The organism is Turicimonas muris (assembly GCF_002221595.1).
Taxonomy (GTDB): Bacteria; Pseudomonadota; Gammaproteobacteria; order Burkholderiales; family Burkholderiaceae_F; genus Turicimonas; species Turicimonas muris.
Genome location: NZ_NHMP01000003.1, coordinates 295,545 through 320,829, shown reverse-complemented (window position 1 = coordinate 320,829; position 25,285 = coordinate 295,545). Strand labels below are relative to the sequence as shown.

The following is a 25,285-nucleotide window of genomic DNA, read 5'->3' as shown; positions in this document are numbered from 1 at the left end:
AACTTAAATCAGTATCTAGAAAGGCAAACGTTTGAGAAGCTGATATCGCTCGTCGGAACGGGGACGCCCCGGAACGTTGGTAAGAACTTCCCATTTATCGGTTACGGCACCGGCGGGAAAGCCGCCGAAATCGATCGTCTTTAGTGCAAAAGTGCACTGCTGACCTGGTTTTCCAAATGGAAGATTTGCTAAAGCGTAGAACGCGGCACGATCCGAACTTGACAGATCAATGGCTTTAATGCAGTCGCCGGGTTTGCTGTTGGCATCAAAAGTTGTCTTGATGGCGGCAACCGTGTATTCCATTGTTCTGGCACCGTTGAAAATCGGCAGGAAAAGTGAACAAACCACAATGGCAGAAGCCGTCAGACCGCAGGCAGAAAGCCAAGTTCCCCTCCAAGCAACGACCGGATGCTTAAATAGTCTCCAACCGACGACCGCAAGCCAGGAAAGAGTAGCGGCAGCCGCGATTGCCAACAGCAGATACGATGTTCCCGGCGTAACGGCAGGAGCGAGTCGGCGCAAAGAATAAGCCATTTTTGCAAAGTAGCCGGTCGTCCAAGCAAAGTAGTAAATCCAAACGACAATGAGGCCGATGGTAAATACAATGCCGGAGAACAAATCTAAAATGTTTTCTTTGCTCTTTTTAACGCTGATAAGACCGAAACCTGCTAATACGGCAAGTGACGGAACTAAACAGTACATCGTGGTTCTTGGTTCCAGCCCAGTAAAGAGGATGGAGAACAAAGAAATCGAAAGAAAGCTCAGCGGGACGGAGATTGGAGCGCATTTCAGGCTGCCTCTCCATGCAAATACTGCCCAGATGGCAAAGGGCCAAGCCGGGAAGGTGATCCAGGCCATGTTCTTTAACAGCCATGGATATTGGTTAATAGACAAAAGAGAAAACTCTTTTGTGCTGGAATGAAGCCAGTTGGTAAACCAGACGGAAGCTTGATCGGGGACAAAAACAAAGACGAGTGCCGGCCAAATACAAGTAACGATAAGTGCCGACACAAATGTTATGAGAACACGCTTAGAACGGCTGGTATAGTCTGGGGTAAAGATAAAGGCAATCCAGGTTGCAAATGCGAGCCAAATACTGGCACCGAGGGTCGTCGTTAGGGCACCGAGACCGACGCCAAGGCCAGCTAAAAGAGAACCTCTTTTAAGATCTTCAAGACTGAGAACAATGCCGAAGAAACAAATAGACGCTACAGCCAGAAGCGTAGTTGTCGGAGAAATCTCATGAAAAGGCTCTAGTAGGCCGTAAGTACCGATTGTGATTAACAGAGTAATATCCGCCACCACCCGGCCGTAGTCTTTTCTGGCGGCTTCTCCGCCAAATGCAAAGCTGACGGGCTGCGCCTCATCTCTCCTAGCTAAAAGGTACGTGGAATACCAGATGCAGGCGGTAATAATGGCAAACCAAAGGCCGGTGGTCAGGTGAAAAGCGCGGACCGGGCCGATAATTTGACCGAAAGTTAAGATGCACAATGAACTGACCCAAGAAGTGAGAGGGCCGGTGTCATAAATAAATTGGCCTGTAATGTTTGGAATAAGCCAGTCGGACAGGGAGCCGTTGACCATCGTCCAGGCAATTCCGAAACTAGTGAGATTTTTACTTCCTAAAAGCTGAGGCGATAAAAGGAAGGGGGAAATGAAACAGATTAAGAGTGCTAGTAAAGCATACCGAGGTAGTTTATGTGCCGCGGCAGCGCTCACAACAGCTGGAGAAGAGCGTTCACTGAGCATATGACTCGAATCTCACAAGTTAAGAATATATAAATTACTAACTACATATAAAAAATAAGGCAGCCGTAGCTACCTTATCGCAACTTTCCGCCGCTAAATTACTTCTTAGCTTTGGCTGCCTTAGCCTGCTCAGCAGAAGCGTTGAGAGCGGCATTCTTAGCAGCAAATTTCTGACGGAATTTTTCTACACGACCGGCTTCAACGATACGTGTCTGAGCACCGGTGTAGAAAGGATGAGACTCGCTGGATGTATCGAGCTTGACCTGAGGATATGTAACACCATCAATTTCAATTGTTTCACGAGCATCAGCTGTGGAGCGGATGATGAAAGTCTTGCCGATGGACATGTCTGTGAAGGCAACTTCACGATACTGCGGATGAATATTGGTTTTCATTGTTAACCTTAAATAAATCGGTCGCCACTTGCCTTACGAAACCGCTGACCATTGCCAGTCTTACGCTAGGTATGCCAGAACGTGCCTAAAATGAATAAAAACAAATGCGGATTATCTCTCTTTTCAGAAAAAAAGGCAACTTCAAAAACAGAATTTCACGGTGGAAAATCAAATTGATACGAAAAATGAAAGCGGTTGTTGGCGATGAATTCTTTTTGCCGGAACCTTAGGAAGTTTGGACGCGGTCAGACCTGTTTAAAAATAAAAAGCTGGAACACATCTGCTCCAGCCTTTGGCATTCAATTAACCTCGTCTGCCCATCATCTCAAAGAACTCGGCATTGTTCTTAGTTGGTTTCATACGGTCAACCAAGAATTCCATGGCCTGAATTTCATCCATTTCATAAAGAATCTTACGAAGGATCCAAGTTTTCTGCAGAACGGAAGGTTCAAGAAGAAGTTCTTCACGGCGTGTACCGCTCTTACGGACGTTAATAGCCGGGTAAACACGTTTTTCAGACAGGTTGCGGTCAAGATGGATTTCCATGTTGCCGGTACCTTTAAATTCTTCATAAATAACGTCATCCATTCGGCTGCCGGTTTCGTTGAGAGCAGTAGCAATAATGGTGAGCGAACCGCCTTCTTCTAATTTACGGGCAGCACCGAGGATGCGTTTGGGCCTTTGAAGAGCATTGGCATCAACACCGCCTGTTAAAACCTTGCCGGAAGTCGGAACAACGGTGTTGTAGGCTCTGGCCAGACGTGTAATAGAGTCAAGAAGAATGACAACGTCTTTTTTGCTTTCTGCCAAGCGTTTGGCTTTTTCAATAACCATTTCGGCCACTTGAACATGACGAGTTGCGGGTTCATCGAAAGTGGACGCAATAACTTCACCTTTAACGGAACGTTCCATTTCCGTAACTTCTTCCGGACGTTCATCAATCAGAAGAACCATCAGAACAACATCCGGGTAGTTGGCGGTAATAGCGTGTGCAATGTGCTGCATCAAAACTGTTTTACCGCTCTTCGGTGAGGCAACCAACAGGGCGCGCTGGCCTTTACCAATCGGAGCAATGATGTCGATGATTCTGCCGGTTAGATTTTCTTCGCTTCTAATATCTCTTTCAAGTTTCAGAGGCTCATCGGGGAATAACGGAGTCAGATTTTCGAAAAGAATTCTGTGCTTGAGTTCTTCCGGAGGAAGACCGTTAACCTTATCAACTTTAACTAACGCAAAGTAGCGTTCTCCGTCTTTTGGAGTTCTGACTTCACCTTCAACTGTGTCGCCGGTATGGAGATTGAAGCGGCGGATTTGAGAAGGAGAGATGTAAATGTCGTCAGGGCTGGCAAGATAGGAAGAAACGGGAGAACGTAAAAAACCGAATCCATCAGGTAAAACTTCTAAGGTGCCGTCACCAAAAATTTGTTCACCGGCCTTTGCTCTTTTTTTCAAGATTGCAAACATTAATTCTTGCTTGCGAAGACGGCTGGCATTTTCAACATCTAATTCCAAAGCAATATCTAATAGCTCGGAAACGTGTTTCTGCTTGAGTTCTGAAAGATGCATTATTTGAAACGAAATCCAAAGATAGATTTCGAGGTGTGGTTAAAAGAAAGGAAGTTTTGCGGCTTAATAGAACTTAAGCCGCAGGCAGGATTTTATACGAATTGTTTTAAGAAAGCGGCGAATTGAGCAGAATTCATCATGCCGGCTTGCTGGGCGAGGAGTTGACCGTCTTTATAAACGGCAAGGGTAGGAATACCGCGTACTCCGAGTTGCTGAGCAACGCTTTGAGATTCGTCAACATTGTATTTAACAATTTTGACGTTTTCAGGCAGAGTCTCTGCTGCTTTTTCGAGGACTGGCCCTAACATTCCGCATGGACCGCACCAAGGAGCCCAAAAATCAACTACTACAACGCCTTTTGCATTCAAAACTTGGTCAACGTAGCTGGCGTCATCAACACTTTGTAAGCCCATAATTTATTTCCTTTTTTAAAAAAACTAAATAGGGTCAGCGAAGACTGGATGTCCTCGGAGAGATAAGGTAATCCTAACACTGATAGCAACTGACCCGTTTCCTGACTCCCCAACATGGGAGGCAGACTGTTCTGCGTAAATTAGCATACTTAGGAATACTACACGCTTCGTTTTTGTTTTTATTTATTAACAAAGTTGAAGAAATTAATCGCATTCCGTTCTCAGCGACCTGTCCGCTGATTCGCTCTTTTTCGGCTATAGAAAAAAATACTGACGAATAGAACGGCGGAAGCAAAACCAAGAACGCCGGCGGGGATGGCACATGATATTGAGGAGTCGGAAACTTTAATCGCTTCTCCTCCCAGCCAAGCACCGATAGCGTTTGCGCCGTTATAAGCTACTTGACCAAGGGCGGCGATAATGATCTTTGCATCTTTAGTTCCTTGAATGATCAGAGCCTGCATCGGACCGGCCAAAAAGTAGTACCCAAATGCGGCTAATGCAAGGAAGAAGACGGCGGGGTACTTGTTTGCGGAAAAGAAGAGGGCGCACAAAGTTGCGATAACGATAAGAGCCTGTCCGAACGCCACTAGAGCTTCATCGCTGAATCGTTTGGTCAAAGGGGCAGAAGCCAGATTACCGAAGAACATGGCACCGCCGGCAACAATCATCACTAATGTCATTTCTTCAGCGGGCAGGTGCGTAATGGTCTCCATAATAGGATCGGCATAAGAGTAATAAGCATAAAAACCGCCGCTGCCAAGCGCTACACCGCCTAAAATGATCCATGGCCAAGCATGCTTGAGAGGCTCGATTTCCCGGGGCAGAGGCTGCTTCTTTACCGGGAGAGAAGGAAGCCAAAAACAAAGGGCGAAAATGAGAACGACAGCAAGCGAAGCAATCCCTATAAAAATAAAGCGCCAGGAAAAAGCAAAGCCTAGCCATGCTCCCAAAGGAACACCTAAAAAGTTTGCCGAAGTCTGCCCGAGAACCATCAAGGTAACATCTCGAGACGCTTTTCCGGGATCGGCTAATCTTTCACAAGCAACAGCTCCTAGCGCAAAGAAAATTCCGTGGGGCATTCCGGAGACAAAGCGGGCTCCAAGCATTTCAATATCGCTTTGCGCAAAGCTGGCGCCGAGATTTCCGCAGAGAATAAGACAGGCTGCGATTAATAAATTTATTTTTATATTAGCGTCCCGTCCGAATAGCAGAAGGCCGATAATTCCTCCGCAGACGCCGGCTGCATAGGCAGAAACGTACAAACCTGCCTGAGGAATCGTCACATGAAGATCTCGGGCGATGTCCGCAAGTACAGGAACAATTCCAAGCTCTGCCGCGCCGAGACAGAAGGTTCCGATAGCAAGCGCTGCGATGTGTTTATCAAAGGCCATCTCGAAAATTTGTAAGTAGTTTTTCTTCCGATGTACTGTATCGGTCCTCGTCAAAGGTGTGGAAGAGAATCAATCTAATTCGGGAAAATGCCTTGGCACGAGGAAGAAAAACGGAGTGGAGCAGAAGGTAAAAGTGAAAATTAAGCTGCGCTTTTCTTTTTTTTGAATTCTGTTAGAATCTCGCTCTGCGGGCCCCCTCGCATGTGAATGTCGTGAACCTGGTCAGGTCGGGAACGAAGCAGCCATAACGATCCTAGCAGTGCCGAGGTGTGGTCCGCTTTTCTTTTTCTTTTCTTTCTCTCCGCTTGCATAGCGCCTAAATTCATCTAAAATTCTTCAATTCGGAACAGTTTTACCTCCTGCATGATGATTTGGTTGTAAACCGAATCTTTAAGAGATTTTTTCCATGGCTTATCAGGTTTTAGCTAGAAAGTGGCGTCCACACGATTTTTCTACATTGATCGGGCAAGATCACGTTGTCCGTGCTTTGACTCATGCTTTGACAGAAAATCGTCTTCACCACGCTTATTTGTTTACGGGAACTCGCGGTGTAGGTAAAACAACAATCTCCAGAATTTTGGCCAAGTGCTTGAATTGTGTAGGCGAAGACGGAAAGGGCGGCATTACGGCTCATCCTTGCGGTGTATGTGAGGCTTGCAGAGCTATTGATGAAGACCGTTTCGTGGACTATATCGAAATGGACGCGGCTAGCACGCGCGGTATTGACGATATGGTATCCCTCCTGGAAAGAGCCAAGTACGCTCCCACAAATGCCCGTTTCAAAGTTTACATGATTGACGAAGTCCATCAGCTGACTACCCAGGCATTTAACGCCATGCTTAAAACTTTGGAGGAACCTCCCGAGTACGTCAAATTTATTTTGGCGACAACCGATCCGCAAAAGGTCCCGGTCACCGTTCTTTCCCGTTGCCTGCAATTTAATCTTAAGAGCTTGTCTCCGATGCTGATTTCAGGGCACATGGAAGAACTTCTTAAAAAGGAAGGATTCCCGTACGAGCTTCCTGCATTACGAATGTTGGCAACCGGAGCGCGCGGTTCCATGCGTGACGGCTTGTCGTTATTGGACCAAGCTATAGCATTCAGTGCAGGCAACCTGACGTTAGAAAACGTCAGAGAAATGCTGGGAACAATTGATTCCACAACCTTGATCCGATTGTTGGGAGCGTTAGCGAATCGAGACCCTGTCCAGGTTATGCAGGTGGCCGATGAGATTGGCGCACGCAGCTTGTCCTATACTCAGGCTCTTAAAGATATGGCATTGCTGTTCCATAGAATTTCTATAGTTCAAATGCTCCCGGCTTCTCTGAATCCGGAAGAACCGGACTCGGATGCTGTCAAATCTCTTGCACAGGCTTTTGCACCTGATGAGGTTCAGCTCTACTACCAGATAGCTATCCATGCGAGAAACGAGATAAGTCTTGCTCCGGATGAATACTCTGGTTTCACGATGGCTTTAATGCGCATGATGGCATTTGCGCCTGCAGAAGCCAAAAATTCGAAAAGACCGGTGGTTGCCCCGATGAAGGGACTGGAGGCGCCTGCTCCTCATTCTACTGAAGCTCCGGTTTTACCGGCTCCTATGGCTGCGGTTCTCAAACCGGAACCCCAAGTACCGTCTGCTTCTCCGGTTGCCGCTAAAACGGCTTCTTCGGCTGCGGGCAAAGATCCAGGAGATATTCCTCCTTGGGAAGAAATGCCTGTGTTAACGGGCTCAAAAAAAAAATTAATTGAGGACAATGCTCCCGCTTCCACCCCCTCGCCGTCAGAGAATAAGCCATCGGCTGAAGTTCGAGATTCTTCTCCTCCGCAGCCCCAAGATAGCCGGAAAGAATTTCCTCCGCAAGATGATCAGGATGATGTCCCTTGGTCCTATGATGATTATGTATCTGAGGGGGTAGCCGGTGAAAGCGGAGAAGACGAATATATTCCTCAGCAGAGAACCATCGTCCGGGAACGAGATGAGTTTGAAGGTGTACCCGTTCAGATGAATCCATGGCTCGAAGCTGCAAAAAAAATAAAGCTCATTGAATCTTCTCAGCCTTTAGTTGATCTGTCCGAGCTCGAAAGTTTTGACGGTTCTAGCATGGTTCTGACCACAACATTGGAAGCATTGACGCATGAGGAACATGTCTCAGCTCTGCAAAAAGAACTTCAGAAACATTTCGGGCCTCAGCTTCAGCTGAAAGTTAAATTTGTTTCCAAAGGAAAAGGACAGACACTCAAAAGGCTCAGAAAGCAAGAATTCATAGAAGAAAAAATTGAAAAGTTGGATAGAATCTCGAAAACAAAATTCGTCAAAGAGATCTTGAATACTTTTGGTTCTACGATTTCGATTGACAATGTCACCTTGTATGACAAAAACAACACGCCTCGTGTTATTTGATTTAAAGGAAATATAAATGCGTAATTTCGGTGGAATGGGCCAGATGGGCCAAATGATGAAACAGGCTCAGATGATGCAGAACAACATCAAAAAAGCTCAGGAACTGTTAGCAACTATCGATGTTACCGGTGAGGCCGGCAACGGTGCCGTCAAGGTAACCATGAGCTGCAAGAATGTTTGCAAGAGAGTCGAAATTGATGACTCCCTCGTAGGAAGCGTTGAAGACAAAGATATGCTCGAAGATCTTTTGACAGCCGCTCTTAACGACACTCAAAAGAAAATCGAAGCCGAAGTAGAACAAAAGATGGCTGCTGCAACCGGCGGCATGAAACTTCCTTTCTAATCTCGTGGCTTCAGTTAGTTCCATAGAAGAGCTGATTGATTCTTTGCGGCAGCTTCCCGGCATCGGCCCGAAAGCTGCTCAGAGAATGGCTTATCAGCTTTTAACTTCTGATAAAGAAACGGCTTCTCGCTTAGGCAATGCTTTGCTCAACGCGGTGAAGAACGTTAAGCGATGCCCGCGCTGTAATAATCTGACCGATAAAGATGTCTGCAAATATTGCTCCAGCATTCACAGAGACGATTCTCTGCTGTGTGTCGTAGAAACCGTTGCAGATATGATGGTCATTGAGCAAAGCTTATCTTGGAACGGCAGATACTTCATTTTGATGGGCCGTCTTTCACCTTTAAACGGCATCGGACCCAATGAGCTGGAGTTAGGTCATTTAATCGACCGGGCCTCCGAGCCTGAAGTTAAAGAAGTCGTAATTGCAACTTCTTTTACCGCCGAGGGAGAGGCTACTGCGCTTGCCATTACTGAATTGCTGGCAAAACATACTCCTCATGTCAAAGTGACCCGTATCGCTAAAGGGATCCCCGCCGGTGCAGAGCTCGAATACACCGATGTAAATACTGTGGCTCAGGCAATGCTTAACCGTCGTATACGGGAAAATAATTAGTCAAACTTCTGAAAATCAATAAATTTCTAGGTATTCTGTTACTTAGTTAAACAAATTTATTGGATCTAAAAGTGAATCACACAATTGCGACAATTAGCAGCTCCGGAATGACCGCCGGCGTAGCTGTGCCGTGTTTCGTGGGAAGCACTGGCGTTGCATTTCCAATGAATCCTGTTTGCAGCGAAAACGGTTTGGGCCTTTTGCTAGGTTTGTTGCGACTTACTTTGCGCAAAAGACGGCTGTTTTTGTAATCCTAGTTGGAAATTGAAATAAAAAGTGGTAGCAGAAACAGTCCGTGAAAACGGACTTTTTTTATTGAGGAAAAATTATGAAGTTCACTCGACGTACGATTATTGCAGCCGCAGCCGCCGGAACATTTGCCATGATGGCACCCGGTATGAGTACTGCTTTTGCAGCAGAAAAAACTGACATCACCATTGCTGTTGGAGGAAAAAGCCTCTACTACTACTTGCCTTTGACCATTGCCGAACAGCTTGGTTATTTCAAAGATGAAGGCCTTAATGTCAAGATCGTCGATTTCCAAGGCGGCTCCCGCGCCCTTCAGGCGGTTGTGGGAGGCAGCGCTGATGTAGTATCCGGCGCATTTGAACACACAATTTCCATGCAGGCCAAGAAACAGGCGATGACTGCTTTCGTTCTTCAAGGCCGCGCTCCTCAGTTGGCAATGGTTGTTTCTACAAAGAAAATGCCCAATTACAAGCAGCTGAGCGACCTGAAAGGCAAGAAAATCGGTGTTACGGCCCCAGGCTCCTCTTCTCAGATGGTTGCCAACTATATCTTGGCTAAAGGCGGGTTGGGCCCGAAAGATGTTGCTTTTATCGGCGTAGGTTCCTCCTCCGGTGCAGTTGCTGCTCTGAGGAGCGGTCAGATTGATGCTTTGATCAATTTGGATCCTGTTATTACTCTCCTTACCCGTAACGGCGACGCAAAAGTGGTGGCAGATACACGTAAAGTTGCCGAGTCCGAAAGCTTCTTCGGAGGCACTCTTCCAGCCGGATGCTTATATGCTCCGACTTCCTTCGTAGAAAAGAATCCGAAAGCAGTTCAAGCATTGACAAATGCTATTGTCCGCGCCGACGAATGGTTGTCTAAGGCTACACCGGAGGATGTCGCAAAGGTTGTTCCCGAATCTTACTTGATGGGCAACAGAGACGTTTATTTAGCAGGTTTCGAAGGCAACAGAGAAGCACTTTCTCCGGACGGCAAATTCCCGGAAGGCTGTGCAAATATCTCTTTGAATGCTTTGAAGACTGTTAATGACAAAATTGATCCGGCCAAGATTGATTTAAGCAAGGTATATACCAATAAATTTGTTGAAGAAGCTTTGAAAAAATACCCTGCAAAATAATTAAGATATTGGGATCGCACCTGCGATCCCAAGAGTCCTATTAAATTAATCTAAAAGAAAAATGAATCATCCTGCTTTGGAATTCACAGAGGTAACGTGCAGTTTTGTTACACCTGACGGGAATCATTACACCGCCGTCAGAGACGTTAATTTAACGATTGGTGACGGTGAGTTCGTTAGCGTAGTCGGGCCGACCGGCTGCGGTAAATCCACTTTATTGAACATGTCCGCTGGACTGCTCTCTCCTTCCAAGGGAACCGTTAAAGTTTTCGGAGAAGAACTTACCGGTCTTAATAAACGTGCCGGCTATATGTTCCAGGCAGAAGCCCTCATGCCTTGGCGTACGGCAATAGCAAATGTTTCTGCAGGTTTGCAGTTTGCCGGAAAACCTCAGAACGAAGTGAAAGAAATGGCCGAGCATTGGCTGGCCAGAGTAGGTCTGAGAGGTTTTGAAGACCGTTATCCGCATGAATTGTCCGGAGGCATGAGAAAAAGAGTCGCTTTAGCACAGACTCTGATTATGGATCCGGACATTATTCTTATGGATGAACCTTTCTCTGCTTTGGATATTCAGACTCGTCAATTAATGGAAAATGAGGTTTTGGATCTCTGGGCTCAAAAGAAGAAAGCCGTCCTCTTCATTACTCATGACTTAGATGAAGCTATCTCTATTTCTGACCGTGTTGTCGTCATGTCAGCCGGTCCTGCTTCACATCCAATCGGCGAATTCGTTATTGATATCGCAAGACCCCGCGATGTTGCCGAAGTTAGAGTGACACCAAGATTTATTGAATTGCACAATGCTATTTGGGCTGACTTACGTGAAGAAGTTCTCAAGGGCTACGAAAATCAAAGAAACAAGGTGAAAGCATGAAGAACTCAAGCATCCTTCAGTCGAAAACAAAATTAACTGCCTGTCAGCTTCTTTTGCTTGTCGTAATTTTCTTCTTTTGGTGGTTAATGACCAAACCGGGTCTAATTCCGCCGTTTGTATTTGAAGACGATAATCAGGCTGCTTTTTTCTTCGGAGAGCCTGTACAAATCTGTCAAGTTATTTGGGATTGGTTCTTTGTTAATCTGGAAATTTATCCCAACTTGGCCGTTACGTTGACCGAAACTGTACTCGCCTTTGTATTCGGTACCGTAGCCGGTCTTATCGTCGGTTTATGGCTTGCTTTGGCTCCGACGGCAGCAGCCATCTTAGATCCGTACATTAAGGGTCTGAACTCTATGCCGCGTGTTATTTTGGCTCCTATTTTCGGCGTTTGGTTCGGCTTGGGAATCGGTTCTAAAGTTGCTTTGGGTATCACCCTTGTATTCTTTATCGTTTTCTTCAACGTTTATCAGGGCGTTCGTGAAGTCAGCCCGAATGTTCTGGCCAGTGCCAGAATGCTTGGTGCCAACAAGAGCCAACTCTTGCGCTATGTTTATCTGCCGAGTGCTACCAGCTGGGTATTCTCCTCTCTCCACTCTTCCGTGGGTATGGCTTTCGTCGGTGCGGTAGTCGGTGAATACTTAGGTTCCGCCATGGGTGTCGGTTACTTGATTCTTCAAGCTGAAAGTACTTTTGATATCAACACTGTGATGGCCGGTATCTTAGTGTTGACGTTCTGCGCTCTGATTTTGGACCTGATTGTTTCTTTTGCTGAGAAATACGCTATGAAATGGCAGCCTAAGGGCGGTCAAAGCGAGAAACTCTAGTAGCTTTTAATACAAAAAATCGGCTGTCAGTTTTCAGGAAGATTTCCTCGAAACTGGCAGCTTAATTATTTGAGGATATGAAAAAAGGTTTGGACCACGCCAAACCTAGGTTGTTAAGTCAAATCTGGAACTTCTACACCGTTCCTGTATTTTCGCCTTCAAGAACGGAGGGAAAATCAGAAACATCAATGTGCCTTTTATCATGAGGGTAGAAGAGCTTTAATCCGGTCTGGTAAGCCAGCAATAGACTTTGGATGTCTTCATCGTCAAGGTCTGTATCAACAAAATCTTCTTTGCTGAAAACAAAGCGATAGCCCATTTCGGATTTTTCGAGGAAACGGACTGATTCGAAGTTAACAATCTTATGTTGAAGAATAACTAACATTTATCGTCCTTGGAAATCTTTTTAATTTTGATTGAATTCTGGCAACAAGACCATTGAAAGGAAATTATAGCTCGAGAAATTTTCTGGCTAACTGCGGTGTTTATAACTCGTGAAATTTTTGATTTATTTAACTCAGATTGAGAGTTAACCCGAGATCTTTAGTGAACTATATAGTACATTGAACTCAACACCATTTTTTAGGAGGGTTTTACGAAATGATTTCTAAGACTGTTTTAGCAGCTTTGGTCGCAGGTTCTTTTGCTTTCGGTTTACCTGCAGCACAGGCTCAATTCACAGGCGCCGGTGCAAACGTCACCCCTGTTGAAAAGATCCTTTCTCAAGGTAAAGATGATCAATATGTAGCCGTTGAAGGCTATATCGTTCAGAAGGTTGGCAATAAGGACTATATCTTCAAAGATAAGACCGGTGAAATCCGCGTAGAAATCAAAGACAGAGTTTTTGCAAATCAGCCGGTTTCTCCGACGACTAAAGTCTTGTTGGAAGGCGAAGTCGATAAAGACTGGACTGGTCCAATGGAAATCGATGTTAAGAAGCTTACAGTTGTGAAGTAATAACTCTTAACATAAACAAAACCGTTCTGCCGTCAGAAATCTCGTCCGGCCGAGCGGTTTTTCTTTTTGTATCAAAGATGTTTCTAATCTTTTTCTTCTGCCTGAAACGGGGTGATTTAAGAGCTCGCGGTGCGCAATGAGGCTACAGTGAAAACATCGAAAGATTCTTCAGATAGAAGTTTTCGATGGTTTCAAAGAAGAATTTAGGAGCTCTTGCGGCTGGCATATTCGCTTTTTCTGTGGGTGCTTCACAAGTTCAGTTCACAGGTGGCGCTCAACCGCAAGTTACAAGTGTCGCTCAGATTATCAACTAAGCCTGAGATAACCGGTATGTTTCTGTTCAAGGCTACTTAACTCAGAAGGTCGACAATGATGAATACATCCTTCGCGACCAAACTGGTGAAATCCTCGTTGACATTGACAACCATGTTTTCAGAGGCCAGCAAGTAACACCGCAGACCCAGGTTCTTTTGCATGGTGAAGTTGATAAGGATTTCGGTCATCAGGCTGAAATTGATGTTGACACTTTGCAGATCGTTAGATAATCACATCTAAATAAGAAAAGGCGCTCTAATCCGGCGCCTTTTTTAGTGGGAAAAAAGTCTATTCCTCTTCTTCAACGTCAACCGGTTTCATAGCTAAGTCTTTTTCAAGATGTCTACTAACAAGTCTTACTGCAGGAATAGCGCGAAGAGCATTGATGATCTTCTGCAGATGCTTGCCGTCTTTGATTTGAATGGTTAATGTAACCTTGGAGGCCGTAGGACTCAATTCGGTTAAAGAGAAACCGCTGATGCTGGATTGAGCCTTCGCAATCTGACCCGTGATTTTTTCTAGGGTTGCATGAGTCTCTGTAATTTCCGCATCTAGCTTAGCACTGAAAGTTTCTTTGCAAGTTGGGTTCCACGACATTTCCTGCCAGTTTTCCGGATCTACACGATATCCTCTTTGACAGTGAGAGCAATCACTTCTATGAATGTGAACAGTATTAGTGGCCTTAATGAAATGTCCTTGGATGGGATCCTCAGGAACCGGAGTGCAGCAGGGCGCAAGATTGTATCCTCTGCCGTGAAGATCGAGAACTGCCGGTTGCTTTTCAGAAGAGTCAGCGCGTCCCAGCGTGATGGAAGAAGTTAGCTGATGAGCTATCAGTGATGCATCTTTTAAACCGCGGCCGACAGCGGAAAGAAGATCATTTTTAGATTCAAATCCATTGCTCTTGCAAACACGTAGCCAATCATGATCCGTGATCTGAGCCAACGGAAGTTTTTGCTGCTTGGCTGCATTAGTCAGAAGAATATTGGCAGACTTAACGCTGCCTTCATCGGAAAGCTGTCTGAGGAACTGACGGATCTCTGCCCTTGCTCGGCCGGTTCTGACTGAGCTGAGCCACTGCGGGTTCGGAGAAGGGGTTGTGCCGGTGATGATTTCAACCATTTCTCCGTTCTTCAGCTCTCTGCTCAGAAGAGCAGGCTCACTGTTAATGCGGCAGCCGATGCAGGTGTTGCCTACATCCGAGTGGATTTGGTAGGCAAAGTCAACGGCGGTGGATCCTTTCGGGAGCTGAAGAATCTTACCTTTAGGCGTAAAGACGTAGACGTGTTCAGGAGAGATATCAACTTTAATATTCTCCATGAATTCCAAAGAAGTGCCGCTCTGCCGCTGAATTTCCAGAAGGCTTTCAAGCCATGATTGAGTAGACTTCTGCAGAGAAGAAGATTCTCCGCGATCTTTGTAAAGCCAATGTGCAGTAATGCCGTCTTCACAAATATGGTGCATCTCTTCCGTGCGGATCTGGAATTCAACAGGAAGGCCTTTGGGACCTAAAACCGTTGTGTGAAGACTTTGATACCCGTTAGCTTTGGGAATAGCAATAAAGTCTTTGAATCGACCTGGGACCGGCTTATAGAGTGCGTGAATAACGCCTAACGCACGGTAGCAGTCGTCTCTTGTGGGAACACAAAGCCGGAAGCTGTGAACGTCTAAAACTTCACTGAATTTGATCTTGCGCTCTTTCATCTTCGAATAGATACGCCATAGACCTTTATTTTTATCTTGAACGTCGCCTCTAATTTTGTTTCGGGCCAGCGCATCGCTGACTTCATGAGAAATCTGTTCTAAAGCTTGTTTTCTTCGTGCTCTGGATTTTTCTACGGCCTCTTTCAGTACTCGATGACGAATCGGGTACATAAAAGAAAAGCTGACGTCGGCAAGCTCACGATAGACAGAATAAAGTCCTAATCGGTTTGCGATCGGAACATAAATTTCCATCGTTTCTTTAGCAATTCTGAATTTTTTGTGAGGTTTGACGGCGCCTAAGGTGCGCATATTGTGAATGCGGTCGGCAAGCTTAATCAAAATGACCCGCACATCGCGGGACATCGCCAGAAGCATTTTGTGAAAGCTCTCTGCCTGAGCTTCCTCATTCGAAGAAAACTTAAGTTTGTCAAGTTTGGAGACACCGTCAACGAGTTCAGCTACCTTAATACCGAACTTTTCGCTCATCTCAATTTTGCTGATCGCCGTGTCTTCTAACACGTCATGCATCAGTCCGGCCTCAATAACTTGAGCATCCATATGCCAGGAAGCAAGAATTTCCGCAACGGCGATGGGGTGAGTGATGTAGGGAGCTCCGGAATTTCTAAACTGACCGAGGTGCGCTTGGTCAGCATAGCGGAAAGCTTCACGGATTTTGTTGACGTCGGAACTCGACAAATAAAGTCTGCAGCGCTCGGCCAATGCATTAGCCGAGGCTACAGGATTAACTTTTTCAGCAGGGATGGCTCCCGCGGGGGGAGCCGGCTGAGGCTCAGGTTTCTTCGGCGTATCCAGACCAACGGCTCTTTTTATTGCGTCAGCCGTCTTTTTTGCGAAACTAAAAGTGTTGTCTTGGACCGAAGAAACAGAGACGCTCATGAATAATCCCCTTGGCTGAATTTTTGATGTTTAGTTTTATTGTCTTACTTTATCTTATTGAGCATCTCTAAACCGGTTACGCCCTCAGCAATTTCTCTTAGAGCGGCAACACTGGCTTTATCTTTGCATTCAATCTTAGGAGCATGGCCTTGGGACAACTGGCGTGCTCTGCATGCTGCTACCAAAACCATTTGGAAACGGTTAGGGATCTTTTTTAAACAATCTTCAACGGTGATACGTGCCATTTAATCAATAGTCCAATAAAAATTAGCTTGGGATACCAAGCTGAATGAAAACATCTGTCCGGCGAGCATACTGCTTCTTAAAGCGAAGTCTGCTTCCGATAACGACAGAACGGAACTCATCAAGAGCCGTTTCAAAAACTTCATTAATTATAACGAACTGGAAGTCCTTAGCATGCACCATTTCAGCACCTGCACCCAACAGTCTGCGTGTAATAGTGTCTTCGGAGTCCTGTCCGCGCTTATGGAGCCTCTCCTCCAATGACTTAATGGAAGGAGGAAGGATAAAAATTGTTACCGCTTCCGGGAAGATATCTCTAACCTGAAAGGCGCCTTGCCAGTCGATTTCAAGAAGAACGTCGGTTCCTTCCTTCATTTTCTCTTCAATCCACTTTTTGCTGGTGCCGTAGTAGTTCCCGTGAACTAATGCGGATTCAAGAAATTCGCCTTTTTCTTTTGCTTCTAGAAATTTTTCAACGGTTGTGAAGTTGTATTCGCGGCCGTCGAGTTCGCCGGGACGTGGAGCGCGGGTTGTTGTAGAAATGGAAAGTTCAATGCCTTTAACTTTTTCTAAAAGCGCATTGACCAAAGAGGACTTTCCTGCTCCGCTCGGTGCGGAGACAAGAAAAAGGGAGCCCTTCATATCTGCTGAAAACATGTCTTTCCTCAAATAAATAAATTAAGCCTGCAGCGTTAAGAGCAATTCTTTCAGCTTTAGGGTATCGGCTACGAAAGCACAAATTCCTTCGTTAAGCTTTTCAGTAGCCATTTTGTCTGCGCACATTGTAAAGAGGAAATCAGCGTGGCTGATTTCTTCGCATTTCAATGAAGGGACTGCTTCTTTGAAGATTCTCTGTTCCACCGGAGCAGAACAATTTTCCAACTCTGAGATTAAAGCAGGAGAAATTGTCAGTAAATCGCAGCCGGCAAGAGCAAGAATCTGTTCCTTATTTCTAAAGCTCGCTCCCATAATTTCTGTCTTAGACCCAACACCTTTGAGCCTTTCAAAAATCAATTTGACGCTCTTAACTCCGGGATCTTGCGTACCCTTGTTTGCTCTTTCGTCCCAGTCAGCTCCGGCATTCTTTTTATGCCAGTCGTATATGCGGCCGACAAAAGGTGAGATTAGAGTGGCTCCGGCTTGGGAAGCTATTTCTGCCTGCACGAGAGAAAAAATTAACGTCAGGTTACAGTGGATGCCTTCAGCTTGCAAAATCTTTGCTGCCTGCACGCCTTCCCAAGTAGCGGCTATTTTGATTAATACTCTGTCGGGATCGACTCCGGCTTCTTTGTAGAGAGAAATCAGCTTTCTGGCCTTTTCAACAGTTTTGTCAGTATCGAAAGACAGGCGTGCATCAACTTCAGTTGAGACTCTTCCGCGGACGTATTTCAGAATTTCAGTTCCGAAGTTGACGAGAACCCTGTCTGCAGCATCTTCGATATCTTTACCTTCTTGCACGGCTCGAAGAAGCAATTTTTTATAAGCCGAGTTTTTCGCGGCCTTAAGAATAAGAGAAGGATTTGTAGTCGCATCCTGTGGATGAATTTTGGCGATGGAGTCAATATCACCGGTGTCGGCCACAATAGTTGTGTATTGAGATAAAGCCTGTAACTGATTCATGATTCTTTTTCGTTTTTCATCTATATGGAAAATCAATCTTTTAATTTTAAAACTTAGAGATACTTTTTCAGTATGTCATCAACAAAATTGGGTCTTTTAGCGTCTCTCCCTGCTGGGAAAACGCGGAGTGATTAACCTGCAAAGGTCTCGGGAAAATTCTTAGTCGAGAAAAAGGGTTAGGAGGGACCCATTGATATAATCGAAAAGTTTATAAGGCATCCCTGTGCCCTATGAACTTTAACAAAATATTTTTATCCTGCGACCGGGACCGAAACGGCGTCTCGGTGGCATTACGGAGTCATGGTGAATAACAAATTAATTAATGACACCCGACCTGAAGCTGCCTTAGTGCTTGCAGACGGAGCTGTTTTTAAAGGAAGGTCTATCGGTGTTCCTGGTATGACGATTGGTGAAGTCGTTTTCAACACTGCAATGACCGGTTATCAAGAAATTCTCACGGATCCTTCTTACAAGGGTCAGCTCGTTACCCTCACTTATCCGCATATCGGCAATGTAGGCGTCAATCAGGACGACGCTGAATCCCGAACTATCTTTGCAAGCGGTTTGATTATCCGTGACGAATCTTCTGTAGTTTCTAATTGGAGAAGTCAGAGAAGTCTCGGAGAGTATTTGAAACAGCATGGAATTGTATCCATTGCCGATATTGATACTCGACGTTTAACCCGTATTCTTCGTACGAAGGGGGCTCAACCCGGTTGCATTGTCGCAGCTTCAGAGGGAAAGCTTACGGACGAAGAGCTTAACGCAGCCCGCAAAGCGGCTGCCGACGCCCCTGTGATGAACGGCCAGGATTTGGCCAAGGTGGTGACTAGTGATTACAGATATCAATGGTCCGAGGGGACTTGGCAAATTGATAATGGCTGGGGACGCCCGGGCATGAGACACTTAGATGCCTATCCTTACCGAGTGGTTGCGTGGGATTTCGGCATTAAAGAAAATATTCTTCGTCTGTTGGCTGATCGTGGCATTAAAGTCACCGTTGTGCCGGCTCAAACGACCTTTGAAGAAGCAATGGCATTGAGTCCGGACGGTATCTTCTTATCTAATGGTCCTGGAGATCCTGCTCCTTGTGAATACGCTATCGAAGTAGCGAAAAAGGCTATTGAAGCAAAAATTCCTCTATTCGGTATTTGCTTGGGTCATCAGATTCTTGGTTTGGCCTGCGGCGGCGATACACGGAAGATGAAGTTCGGCCATCACGGTGCAAATCATCCTGTTGTTGATGTTAAGACTAATAAGGTTTACATCACTAGTCAGAATCACGGTTTTATGGTTGATGAAAAAACGCTTCCGGCAAATACCAAAGTAACCCATAAATCTTTATTTGACGGTTCCTTGCAAGGTTTTGAATTGACCGACGCTCCCGTATTCTGCTTCCAGGGACACCCTGAAGCCAGTCCGGGACCTCATGATATTCAGGATCTCTTTGATCGCTTTTTAGACCTTATTAAGCAGGCAAAAAATTAAAATGATAAGCCAATTGGACACAGTCAAAACAGCGTTAGCTGAGGCAAAAGAGGCACTTGATAATCTCCTTGTAAATGAGAATGTTCAGCAGGAGATTGTGAGAGCAGCTCAGGTAATGATCGAATCGCTCAAACACGGAGGAAAGATTCTCTCTTGCGGCAATGGAGGCTCCCTATGCGACTCTATGCATTTTGCTGAAGAACTCTCCGGTCGCTTCCGCTTAGATCGCGACCCTATCGGAGCGGTATCTATGAGCGACCCTTCGCATATGTCTTGTGTTGGCAATGACTACGGTTACGAAGAAGTCTTCTCTCGTTACTTGAAAGCTGTCGGTAGAAAAGGTGATGTTCTTCTTGCCATCACTACCAGCGGGACAAGTAAAAACGTGGTAAGAGCCGCTGAAGAAGCCCGTAAGCTCGGGATCAAGGTCGTTGCTTTAACAGGAAAACCTGACAGTCAGATTTGCAGATTGGCTGATGTCGCTGTCGTAACTCCCGGCGGAAGATTCGCCGACAGAGTTCAGGAACTGCATATTAAGGTCATTCACATTCTTATTGAATTAATCGAAGGCGGATTAGCCTCAGCAAAGAATTAAGGAATAGAAAATTATGCCAAAGCGCACAGACATTAAGTCTATTCTTATCATCGGTGCCGGTCCTATCGTGATCGGCCAAGCCTGTGAGTTCGACTATTCAGGTGCTCAGGCTTGTAAAGCTTTAAGAGAAGAGGGCTATCGGGTTATTTTGGTCAACAGCAATCCGGCGACCATTATGACTGACCCTCAGACAGCTGATGCAACTTATATCGAACCGATTACTCCGGCTGTCTTAGAGAAAATTATTGAAAAAGAAAGACCGGACGCCATTCTTCCGACCATGGGCGGGCAGACAGCATTGAACTGCGCCATGGAACTTTCTAAATCCGGTGTTTTGGAAAAACACGGCATTGAACTTATCGGTGCCTCTCCGGCCGCTATTGAAAAGGCCGAAGATCGTTTGAAATTCAAAGAAGCGATGGAAAAGCTCGGTCTTGGAAGCGCCCGCTCCGGAATCGCTTACTCCTTGGACGAAGCTCTTAAGGTTCAATCTAAGATCGGATTCCCTGCCATTATCCGTCCGAGTTTTACACTCGGAGGCTCCGGCGGCGGAATTGCTTACAACATGGAAGAGTTCGTGCAGATCTGCACACGCGGGTTGGAATTGTCTCCGACTCACGAGCTTTTGATCGAAGAATCCCTTCTTGGCTGGAAAGAGTACGAGATGGAAGTCGTCCGAGATTCTAAGGATAACTGCATCATTATTTGTTCCATCGAAAACTTAGATCCGATGGGTATTCATACCGGAGACTCCATTACCGTTGCCCCGGCCCAAACGCTGACTGATAAAGAATATCAGATCATGCGTGACGCCTCTATCGCCATTCTTCGAGAAATCGGTGTAGACACTGGCGGATCTAACGTTCAGTTTGCAGTCAATCCGAAAGACGGCCGCTTGGTTGTCATCGAAATGAATCCTCGTGTTTCCCGCTCTTCCGCTTTAGCTTCTAAAGCAACCGGTTTTCCGATTGCCAAGATTGCAGCGAAATTAGCCGTCGGCTACACTTTGGATGAACTGAAGAATGATATTACCGGCGGTTTAACACCAGCTTCTTTTGAACCGACTATCGACTACGTCGTAGTCAAGGCACCGCGTTTTGCTTTTGAAAAATTCCCCAAAGCTGACAAACGCCTGACTACTCAAATGAAGTCCGTCGGTGAAGTTATGGCCATCGGCCGTACCTTCCAAGAATCCCTCCAAAAAGCATTGAGAGGCTTGGAAACAGGTAAAGACGGGCTTAATGAGATTTCAACCGACAGAACTACCATTCACCATGAAATCAGTGAACCCGGACCTGAAAGACTGTGGTATTTGGCAGATGCTTTCCGTCTCGGTTACAGCGTCACCGATGCCTATCACGCGACAAAGATCGACCCGTGGTTCCTCGCTCAGATTAAAGAATTGGTAGATATCGAAGAAAGAATCAAAGAAACTTCTTTGGATCAGATCACCAAAGACGAAATGTACTTCTTGAAGAGAAAAGGATTCTCTGACAGAAGACTGGCTAAGCTTCTTAATGTTAAAGAAGATGATGTCAGAAACTATCGTCATTCTTTGGGCATTCGCCCGGTATACAAGCGAGTTGATACTTGTGCCGGAGAATTCCCGACGGATACCGCTTACATGTACTCCACTTACGAGGAAGAAAATGAAGCGAATCCGACAAACCGCCGCAAGATCATGGTGCTCGGCGGCGGTCCTAACCGAATCGGACAAGGTATCGAATTCGATTACTGCTGCGTTCACGCAGCAATGGCTCTCCGCGAAGACGGCTATGAGACCATTATGGTCAACTGCAATCCGGAAACAGTCTCCACTGACTACGATACCAGCGACAGACTCTATTTCGAACCTGTCACTCTCGAAGATGTGCTGGAGATTATCAATATCGAAAAACCGGAAGGTGTTATCGTTCAGTACGGCGGGCAAACTCCGCTGAAATTGGCTCGTGCTCTGGAAGCTAACGGCGTCAAGATTATCGGAACAACACCCGACTCCATCGATATTGCTGAAGACCGTGAGAGGTTCCAACATCTTCTCCAGCAATTGGGACTTCGTCAGCCGCCTAACAGAACGGCAAGAACCGAAGATGAAGCCATCAGAATGGCTGAAGAAATCGGCTATCCTCTCGTCGTTCGTCCAAGTTACGTTCTCGGCGGCCGGGCCATGGATATCGTTCACGAAAGAAGCTCTCTTGAACGTTACATGAGAGAAGCTATTAAGGTTACTTTCGATTCTCCTGTGCTTCTCGACAGATTCCTGGATGACGCAGTCGAAATGGATATTGATGCGGTCTCCGACGGCAATGAAGTAAGAATCGGCGGAGTAATGCAGCATATTGAGCAGGCCGGTGTCCACTCCGGTGACTCCGCTTGCTCAATTCCTCCGTATTCTTTAGATCCGAAGATTGTGGAAGAAGTTAAGCGTCAGACGCGTGTTATGGCCAAAGCACTGAATGTGGTTGGATTGATGAATGTTCAATTTGCTATTCAGAATGCCTTTACCGACCATCCGGAAATTTATGTTCTTGAGGTCAATCCGAGAGCTTCCAGAACTGTTCCTTTTGTTTCTAAATCTACCGGCCAGCAGCTGGCCAAAATTGCAGCCCGTTGCATGGTTGGTCAGACATTAGAAGAACAGGGCAAGCCGGTTGAAGTCGAACTCGACCATTACAGCGTTAAAGAGGCCGTATTCCCGTTTGCAAAGTTCTTGGGCGTTGATCCGGTCCTTGGCCCGGAAATGAGATCTACCGGTGAGGTAATGGGTGTTGGTCAGTCCTTCGGACAGGCTTTGTTTAAGAGCCAGTTAGGAGCCGACTCCGCTATTCCTCGTTCCGGAACGGTGTTTATTTCCGTTAAGGATTCGGACAAACCTCGTTTGCCGGAATTGGCCAGACAATTTACCGAAGCCGGATATAAGCTTGTTGCTACCAGAGGAACGGCTAAAGTAATTCAGGATTCCGGTTATAAGTGCGAAATCGTGAATAAGGTTTCCGAAGGCCGTCCGAACGTTGTGGATGAATTGAAGAACGGCACAATTCAAATGGTTATCGCCGTCGCTGCTGAAAATACTACTGAAATTGCGGACGCTTCCGCAATCCGTATTGCGAGCTTATCGAACCATGTGACTTTCTACACCGCTATGGCTAATGCTTTAGCTGTAGTAGAAGGTATTCGCCATATGCACGAGCAGGATGTTTACTCCCTGCAGGAATTGCATAAGGACAGATTTTAATTTTTGTTAATCGAGGACGCTCTTGCGTCCTCAAAAGAGGATATACCCATGCCATCAAGTTTAAAGAACCGCAGCTTATTGAGCCTGGTAAACCACACACCGGCTGAAATTGATTACCTTATTGAATTGGCAGCCGATTTAAAGCGTGCAAAAAGAGCAGGCACTGAAGTTAGACAGTTAACCGGCAAGAGCATCGCTTTGATTTTTGAAAAAACATCTACTCGTACAAGAAGCGCTTTTGAGGTCGCCGCCTACGATCAAGGCGCCCACACAACCTTCTTTGATCCGTCCGTCTCTCAGATCGGTCATAAAGAAAGCATTAAAGATTCCGCCCGTGTTCTTGGTTCTATGTACGATGCCATCGAATACAGAGGCTTTTCTCAGGAAGTTGTTGAAGAATTGGCTGAATACTCGGGCGTTCCTGTCTTTAACGGTTTGACCGATGAATGGCATCCGACACAGATGCTCTGCGATCTGTTGACAATGAAAGAAACTTGCCAGAAACCATGGAAAAAGATTAGCTTTGCTTATCTTGGCGATGCCAGATTCAACACCGGCAATTCTTTGCTGATGATCGGCGCGAAGATGGGGATGGATGTAAGAATCGGTGCTCCTAAGGAATATTGGCCGAATGAAGAACTCTTGGCTTTATGCCAGAGCTTTGCCGAAGCCTCCGGCGCCAGAATTCTTTTGACAGAAGATCCAGTCGAAGCTGTCCGCGGTGTTGACTTCATTCACACTGACATTTGGGTTTCGATGGGCGAACCGAAAGAAGTTTGGGACGAAAGAATTAAAGCTCTTCTTCCATACCAAGTTAACCGCCAATTAATGGAAGCTTCCGGCAATCCGGATGTTAAATTCATGCATTGCCTGCCGGCTTATCACAACACTGAAACAAAGGTTGGCAAATCCGTAATCGAAGCTTATCCGGAACTCAAGGACGGAATCGAAGTCACAGAAGAAGTATTTGAGTCTCCAGCCTCTATCGTGTTCCAGCAAGCTGGCAACAGACTTCCGACAATTAAAGCTGTGCTCGTTTCTTCTTTAGCATAGTTAACAATTTTTAACGGCTTCTCCTTTTTGGGGAGGCCTGTTTCATTTTCTCAGGCTCAACTCTCCAAAGAATGGTTTAATATTGGGCTATCGAAAATATAAGAACTGGGCGATTGACGCCCAAATTTTTTGGAACACGAAAATGCCTATACCAATTACCGTAAGAGGAGCTCAGTTGTTGAAGGCAGAACTCAACAGACTGAAGACCCAGGATCGTCCCGCTGTTGTCCAGGCGATTGCGGAGGCCCGTGAGAAGGGTGACCTCTCTGAAAATGCTGAGTACGATGCAGCTAGAGAGTCTCAGGCTTTTATTGAAGGAAGAATTGCTGAGTTAGAGAGCAAAATCTCTCAGTTTCAGATTATTGATCCGGCAGCTTTGGAAGGAACGGAAAAAGTCGTATTCAGTGCTACCGTTACCATTGAAGACGTTGAAACCGGTATTCAACAGCGTTTCCAAATCGTCGGTAATGATGAAAGCGACACAAAGAACAATCGCATCTCCATTGCCAGCCCGATTGCACGCGCAATGATCGGCAAGACAATCGGCGATGTAGCTGAAGTTCAAGCCCCGGGCGGTGTAAGCGAATACGAAATCATTGACATCGAATACATCTAGTCAATTGAGATTTCACTCAAATGAAAACGGCATTCACTCGAATGCCGTTTCGTTTGGGTGAAAGAAATTACTTAGAGAAGCCTTTCCTGGCTAGCCGTTTTCCAAGAGGAGTTCCTTTTTCGCCGACGGCTTTAACCTGTCCCTTCGGGGTCTTGCCTTTCTTTACCGTAGAGGCCCAGGGAAGGCTCTTTGCTTTGCCTTTCTTTTCGGCCTGAATAATTTCAGTCAAACGTTTTCTTTGGTTTCTGGCCTTAGCGCCGGTTTTTCTTTCTTTTTTCTCTGCAGGGGCTTTTTCGGCCGGTACTTCTTTTTTGTCTTTATCCGGATTCGGACGATAAAGAACAAAAAGTTTGCCGATCAATTGGACTTTTGCAGCGCCTAATTCTTCTGCTAATGTTTCGTAGATTTCTACACGTTCTTCGCGATCATCGCTAGGTACACGAACTTTGATCAGTTCATGAGCATCGAGGGCGCGGCCGACTTCTTTTTTTACTGCTTCTGTCAGGCCGGAGGCACCGAGTAAAACTACAGGGTCTAAATGGTGAGCAGCCGCCCGAAGTGTGATACGCTCATCGCGAGGTAACTTTAATTGTGCCATGATAGTCACATCTC

General features: G+C 45.9%; 24 protein-coding genes, 1 other RNA gene and 1 pseudogene. 15 read left to right on the top strand and 11 right to left on the bottom strand.

Annotated features, from left to right (window positions below; all coding sequences use genetic code 11):
- Positions 1 to 15: 15 nt before the first annotated feature.
- The 5 genes from ADH67_RS06930 to ADH67_RS06910 all read right to left on the bottom strand — a co-directional run bounded on the left by ADH67_RS06930 (position 16) and on the right by ADH67_RS06910 (position 5,517).
- Positions 16 to 1,749, bottom strand: a complete 1,734-nt coding sequence (locus ADH67_RS06930; protein ID WP_066593488.1) for an ArnT family glycosyltransferase — start codon at positions 1,747 to 1,749, stop codon at positions 16 to 18.
- A 98-nt stretch (positions 1,750 to 1,847) separates the two neighbouring features.
- Complete coding sequence (locus ADH67_RS06925) at positions 1,848 to 2,144, bottom strand: type B 50S ribosomal protein L31 (RefSeq protein ID WP_066593479.1); 297 nt, start codon at positions 2,142 to 2,144, stop codon at positions 1,848 to 1,850.
- A gap of 303 nt (positions 2,145 to 2,447) precedes the next feature.
- Positions 2,448 to 3,710, bottom strand: a complete 1,263-nt coding sequence (gene rho, locus ADH67_RS06920) for a transcription termination factor Rho (protein ID WP_066593477.1) — start codon at positions 3,708 to 3,710, stop codon at positions 2,448 to 2,450.
- A 92-nt stretch (positions 3,711 to 3,802) separates the two neighbouring features.
- Entirely contained in the window at positions 3,803 to 4,123 is a 321-nt protein-coding gene (gene trxA, locus ADH67_RS06915; protein WP_066593475.1) for a thioredoxin, read from the bottom strand.
- Positions 4,124 to 4,344: 221 nt separating this feature from the next.
- Positions 4,345 to 5,517, bottom strand: a complete 1,173-nt coding sequence (locus ADH67_RS06910; RefSeq protein WP_066593473.1) for an MFS transporter — start codon at positions 5,515 to 5,517, stop codon at positions 4,345 to 4,347.
- A 186-nt stretch (positions 5,518 to 5,703) separates the two neighbouring features.
- On the opposite strand from ADH67_RS06910, the gene ffs reads away from it, so the two are divergent.
- From ffs to ADH67_RS06870, 7 genes are all read left to right on the top strand, one after another.
- An RNA gene (ffs, locus tag ADH67_RS06905) (signal recognition particle sRNA small type) lies at positions 5,704 to 5,799 on the top strand.
- Between the two features lie 124 nt (positions 5,800 to 5,923).
- On the top strand, positions 5,924 to 7,921 hold the full coding sequence (gene dnaX, locus ADH67_RS06900; protein ID WP_066593471.1) for a DNA polymerase III subunit gamma/tau: 1,998 nt from the start codon (positions 5,924 to 5,926) through the stop codon (positions 7,919 to 7,921).
- Between the two features lie 34 nt (positions 7,922 to 7,955).
- Positions 7,956 to 8,264, top strand: a complete 309-nt coding sequence (locus tag ADH67_RS06895; protein WP_066595809.1) for a YbaB/EbfC family nucleoid-associated protein — start codon at positions 7,956 to 7,958, stop codon at positions 8,262 to 8,264.
- Between the two features lie 4 nt (positions 8,265 to 8,268).
- Positions 8,269 to 8,880: a recombination mediator RecR gene (recR, locus tag ADH67_RS06890; RefSeq protein ID WP_066593470.1), complete on the top strand. Its 612-nt coding sequence runs from the start codon at positions 8,269 to 8,271 to the stop codon at positions 8,878 to 8,880.
- 328 nt (positions 8,881 to 9,208) lie between these two features.
- Positions 9,209 to 10,249: an ABC transporter substrate-binding protein gene (locus ADH67_RS06880; RefSeq protein ID WP_066593468.1), complete on the top strand. Its 1,041-nt coding sequence runs from the start codon at positions 9,209 to 9,211 to the stop codon at positions 10,247 to 10,249.
- A 61-nt stretch (positions 10,250 to 10,310) separates the two neighbouring features.
- On the top strand, positions 10,311 to 11,123 hold the full coding sequence (locus ADH67_RS06875; protein WP_066593467.1) for an ABC transporter ATP-binding protein: 813 nt from the start codon (positions 10,311 to 10,313) through the stop codon (positions 11,121 to 11,123).
- Positions 11,120 to 11,950, top strand: coding sequence for an ABC transporter permease (locus ADH67_RS06870; RefSeq protein ID WP_066593465.1), 831 nt, complete (start codon positions 11,120 to 11,122; stop codon positions 11,948 to 11,950). The genes ADH67_RS06875 and ADH67_RS06870 overlap by 4 nt, the downstream gene beginning before the upstream one ends.
- A 133-nt stretch (positions 11,951 to 12,083) precedes the next feature.
- Here the strand turns inward: ADH67_RS06870 and ADH67_RS06865 are convergent, their stop codons facing one another.
- Entirely contained in the window at positions 12,084 to 12,335 is a 252-nt protein-coding gene (locus ADH67_RS06865; protein ID WP_066593463.1) for a hypothetical protein, read from the bottom strand.
- Positions 12,336 to 12,550: 215 nt separating this feature from the next.
- Between ADH67_RS06865 and ADH67_RS06860 the strand changes: the two genes are divergently transcribed.
- From ADH67_RS06860 to ADH67_RS13795, 3 genes and pseudogenes are all read left to right on the top strand, one after another.
- The gene (locus ADH67_RS06860; protein ID WP_066593461.1) at positions 12,551 to 12,907 is read left to right on the top strand and encodes a NirD/YgiW/YdeI family stress tolerance protein; all 357 of its coding nucleotides are present in this window, start codon (positions 12,551 to 12,553) and stop codon (positions 12,905 to 12,907) included.
- 185 nt (positions 12,908 to 13,092) lie between these two features.
- Positions 13,093 to 13,221 carry a hypothetical protein gene (locus ADH67_RS13640; RefSeq protein WP_255202376.1) on the top strand — a complete coding sequence of 43 codons (129 nt, stop codon included), beginning with the start codon at positions 13,093 to 13,095 and terminating at the stop codon, positions 13,219 to 13,221.
- Between the two features lie 18 nt (positions 13,222 to 13,239).
- Positions 13,240 to 13,452 (top strand): annotated as a pseudogene (locus ADH67_RS13795) (YgiW/YdeI family stress tolerance OB fold protein); the annotation flags it as partial.
- Between the two features lie 58 nt (positions 13,453 to 13,510).
- Here ADH67_RS13795 and ADH67_RS06850 read toward each other — a convergent pair.
- Genes ADH67_RS06850 through tal form a run of 4 tightly spaced genes read right to left on the bottom strand, consistent with a single transcriptional unit; the run spans position 13,511 to position 17,689 of the window.
- Positions 13,511 to 15,823, bottom strand: coding sequence for a RelA/SpoT family protein (locus ADH67_RS06850; protein ID WP_066593458.1), 2,313 nt, complete (start codon positions 15,821 to 15,823; stop codon positions 13,511 to 13,513).
- Between the two features lie 44 nt (positions 15,824 to 15,867).
- Positions 15,868 to 16,068 carry a DNA-directed RNA polymerase subunit omega gene (rpoZ, locus tag ADH67_RS06845; protein WP_066593457.1) on the bottom strand — a complete coding sequence of 67 codons (201 nt, stop codon included), beginning with the start codon at positions 16,066 to 16,068 and terminating at the stop codon, positions 15,868 to 15,870.
- A gap of 22 nt (positions 16,069 to 16,090) precedes the next feature.
- Positions 16,091 to 16,723, bottom strand: a complete 633-nt coding sequence (gene gmk, locus ADH67_RS06840) for a guanylate kinase (protein WP_066593455.1) — start codon at positions 16,721 to 16,723, stop codon at positions 16,091 to 16,093.
- A 21-nt stretch (positions 16,724 to 16,744) separates the two neighbouring features.
- Positions 16,745 to 17,689 carry a transaldolase gene (tal, locus tag ADH67_RS06835; RefSeq protein ID WP_369910975.1) on the bottom strand — a complete coding sequence of 315 codons (945 nt, stop codon included), beginning with the start codon at positions 17,687 to 17,689 and terminating at the stop codon, positions 16,745 to 16,747.
- Positions 17,690 to 17,989: 300 nt separating this feature from the next.
- On the opposite strand from tal, the gene carA reads away from it, so the two are divergent.
- The 5 genes from carA (at position 17,990) to greA (ending at position 24,673) form a co-directional block, all read left to right on the top strand.
- On the top strand, positions 17,990 to 19,174 hold the full coding sequence (gene carA / locus ADH67_RS06830; protein ID WP_084081613.1) for a glutamine-hydrolyzing carbamoyl-phosphate synthase small subunit: 1,185 nt from the start codon (positions 17,990 to 17,992) through the stop codon (positions 19,172 to 19,174).
- Between the two features lies 1 nt (position 19,175).
- Positions 19,176 to 19,769: an SIS domain-containing protein gene (locus tag ADH67_RS06825; RefSeq protein ID WP_066593449.1), complete on the top strand. Its 594-nt coding sequence runs from the start codon at positions 19,176 to 19,178 to the stop codon at positions 19,767 to 19,769.
- 13 nt (positions 19,770 to 19,782) lie between these two features.
- On the top strand, positions 19,783 to 23,004 hold the full coding sequence (carB, locus tag ADH67_RS06820; RefSeq protein WP_066593446.1) for a carbamoyl-phosphate synthase large subunit: 3,222 nt from the start codon (positions 19,783 to 19,785) through the stop codon (positions 23,002 to 23,004).
- 48 nt (positions 23,005 to 23,052) lie between these two features.
- Positions 23,053 to 24,057, top strand: coding sequence for an ornithine carbamoyltransferase (locus ADH67_RS06815; RefSeq protein WP_066593437.1), 1,005 nt, complete (start codon positions 23,053 to 23,055; stop codon positions 24,055 to 24,057).
- A gap of 142 nt (positions 24,058 to 24,199) precedes the next feature.
- On the top strand, positions 24,200 to 24,673 hold the full coding sequence (greA, locus tag ADH67_RS06810; protein ID WP_066593434.1) for a transcription elongation factor GreA: 474 nt from the start codon (positions 24,200 to 24,202) through the stop codon (positions 24,671 to 24,673).
- Positions 24,674 to 24,740: 67 nt separating this feature from the next.
- Here the strand turns inward: greA and yhbY are convergent, their stop codons facing one another.
- Positions 24,741 to 25,271, bottom strand: a complete 531-nt coding sequence (yhbY, locus tag ADH67_RS06805) for a ribosome assembly RNA-binding protein YhbY (protein ID WP_066593432.1) — start codon at positions 25,269 to 25,271, stop codon at positions 24,741 to 24,743.
- Positions 25,272 to 25,285: the final 14 nt, after the last annotated feature.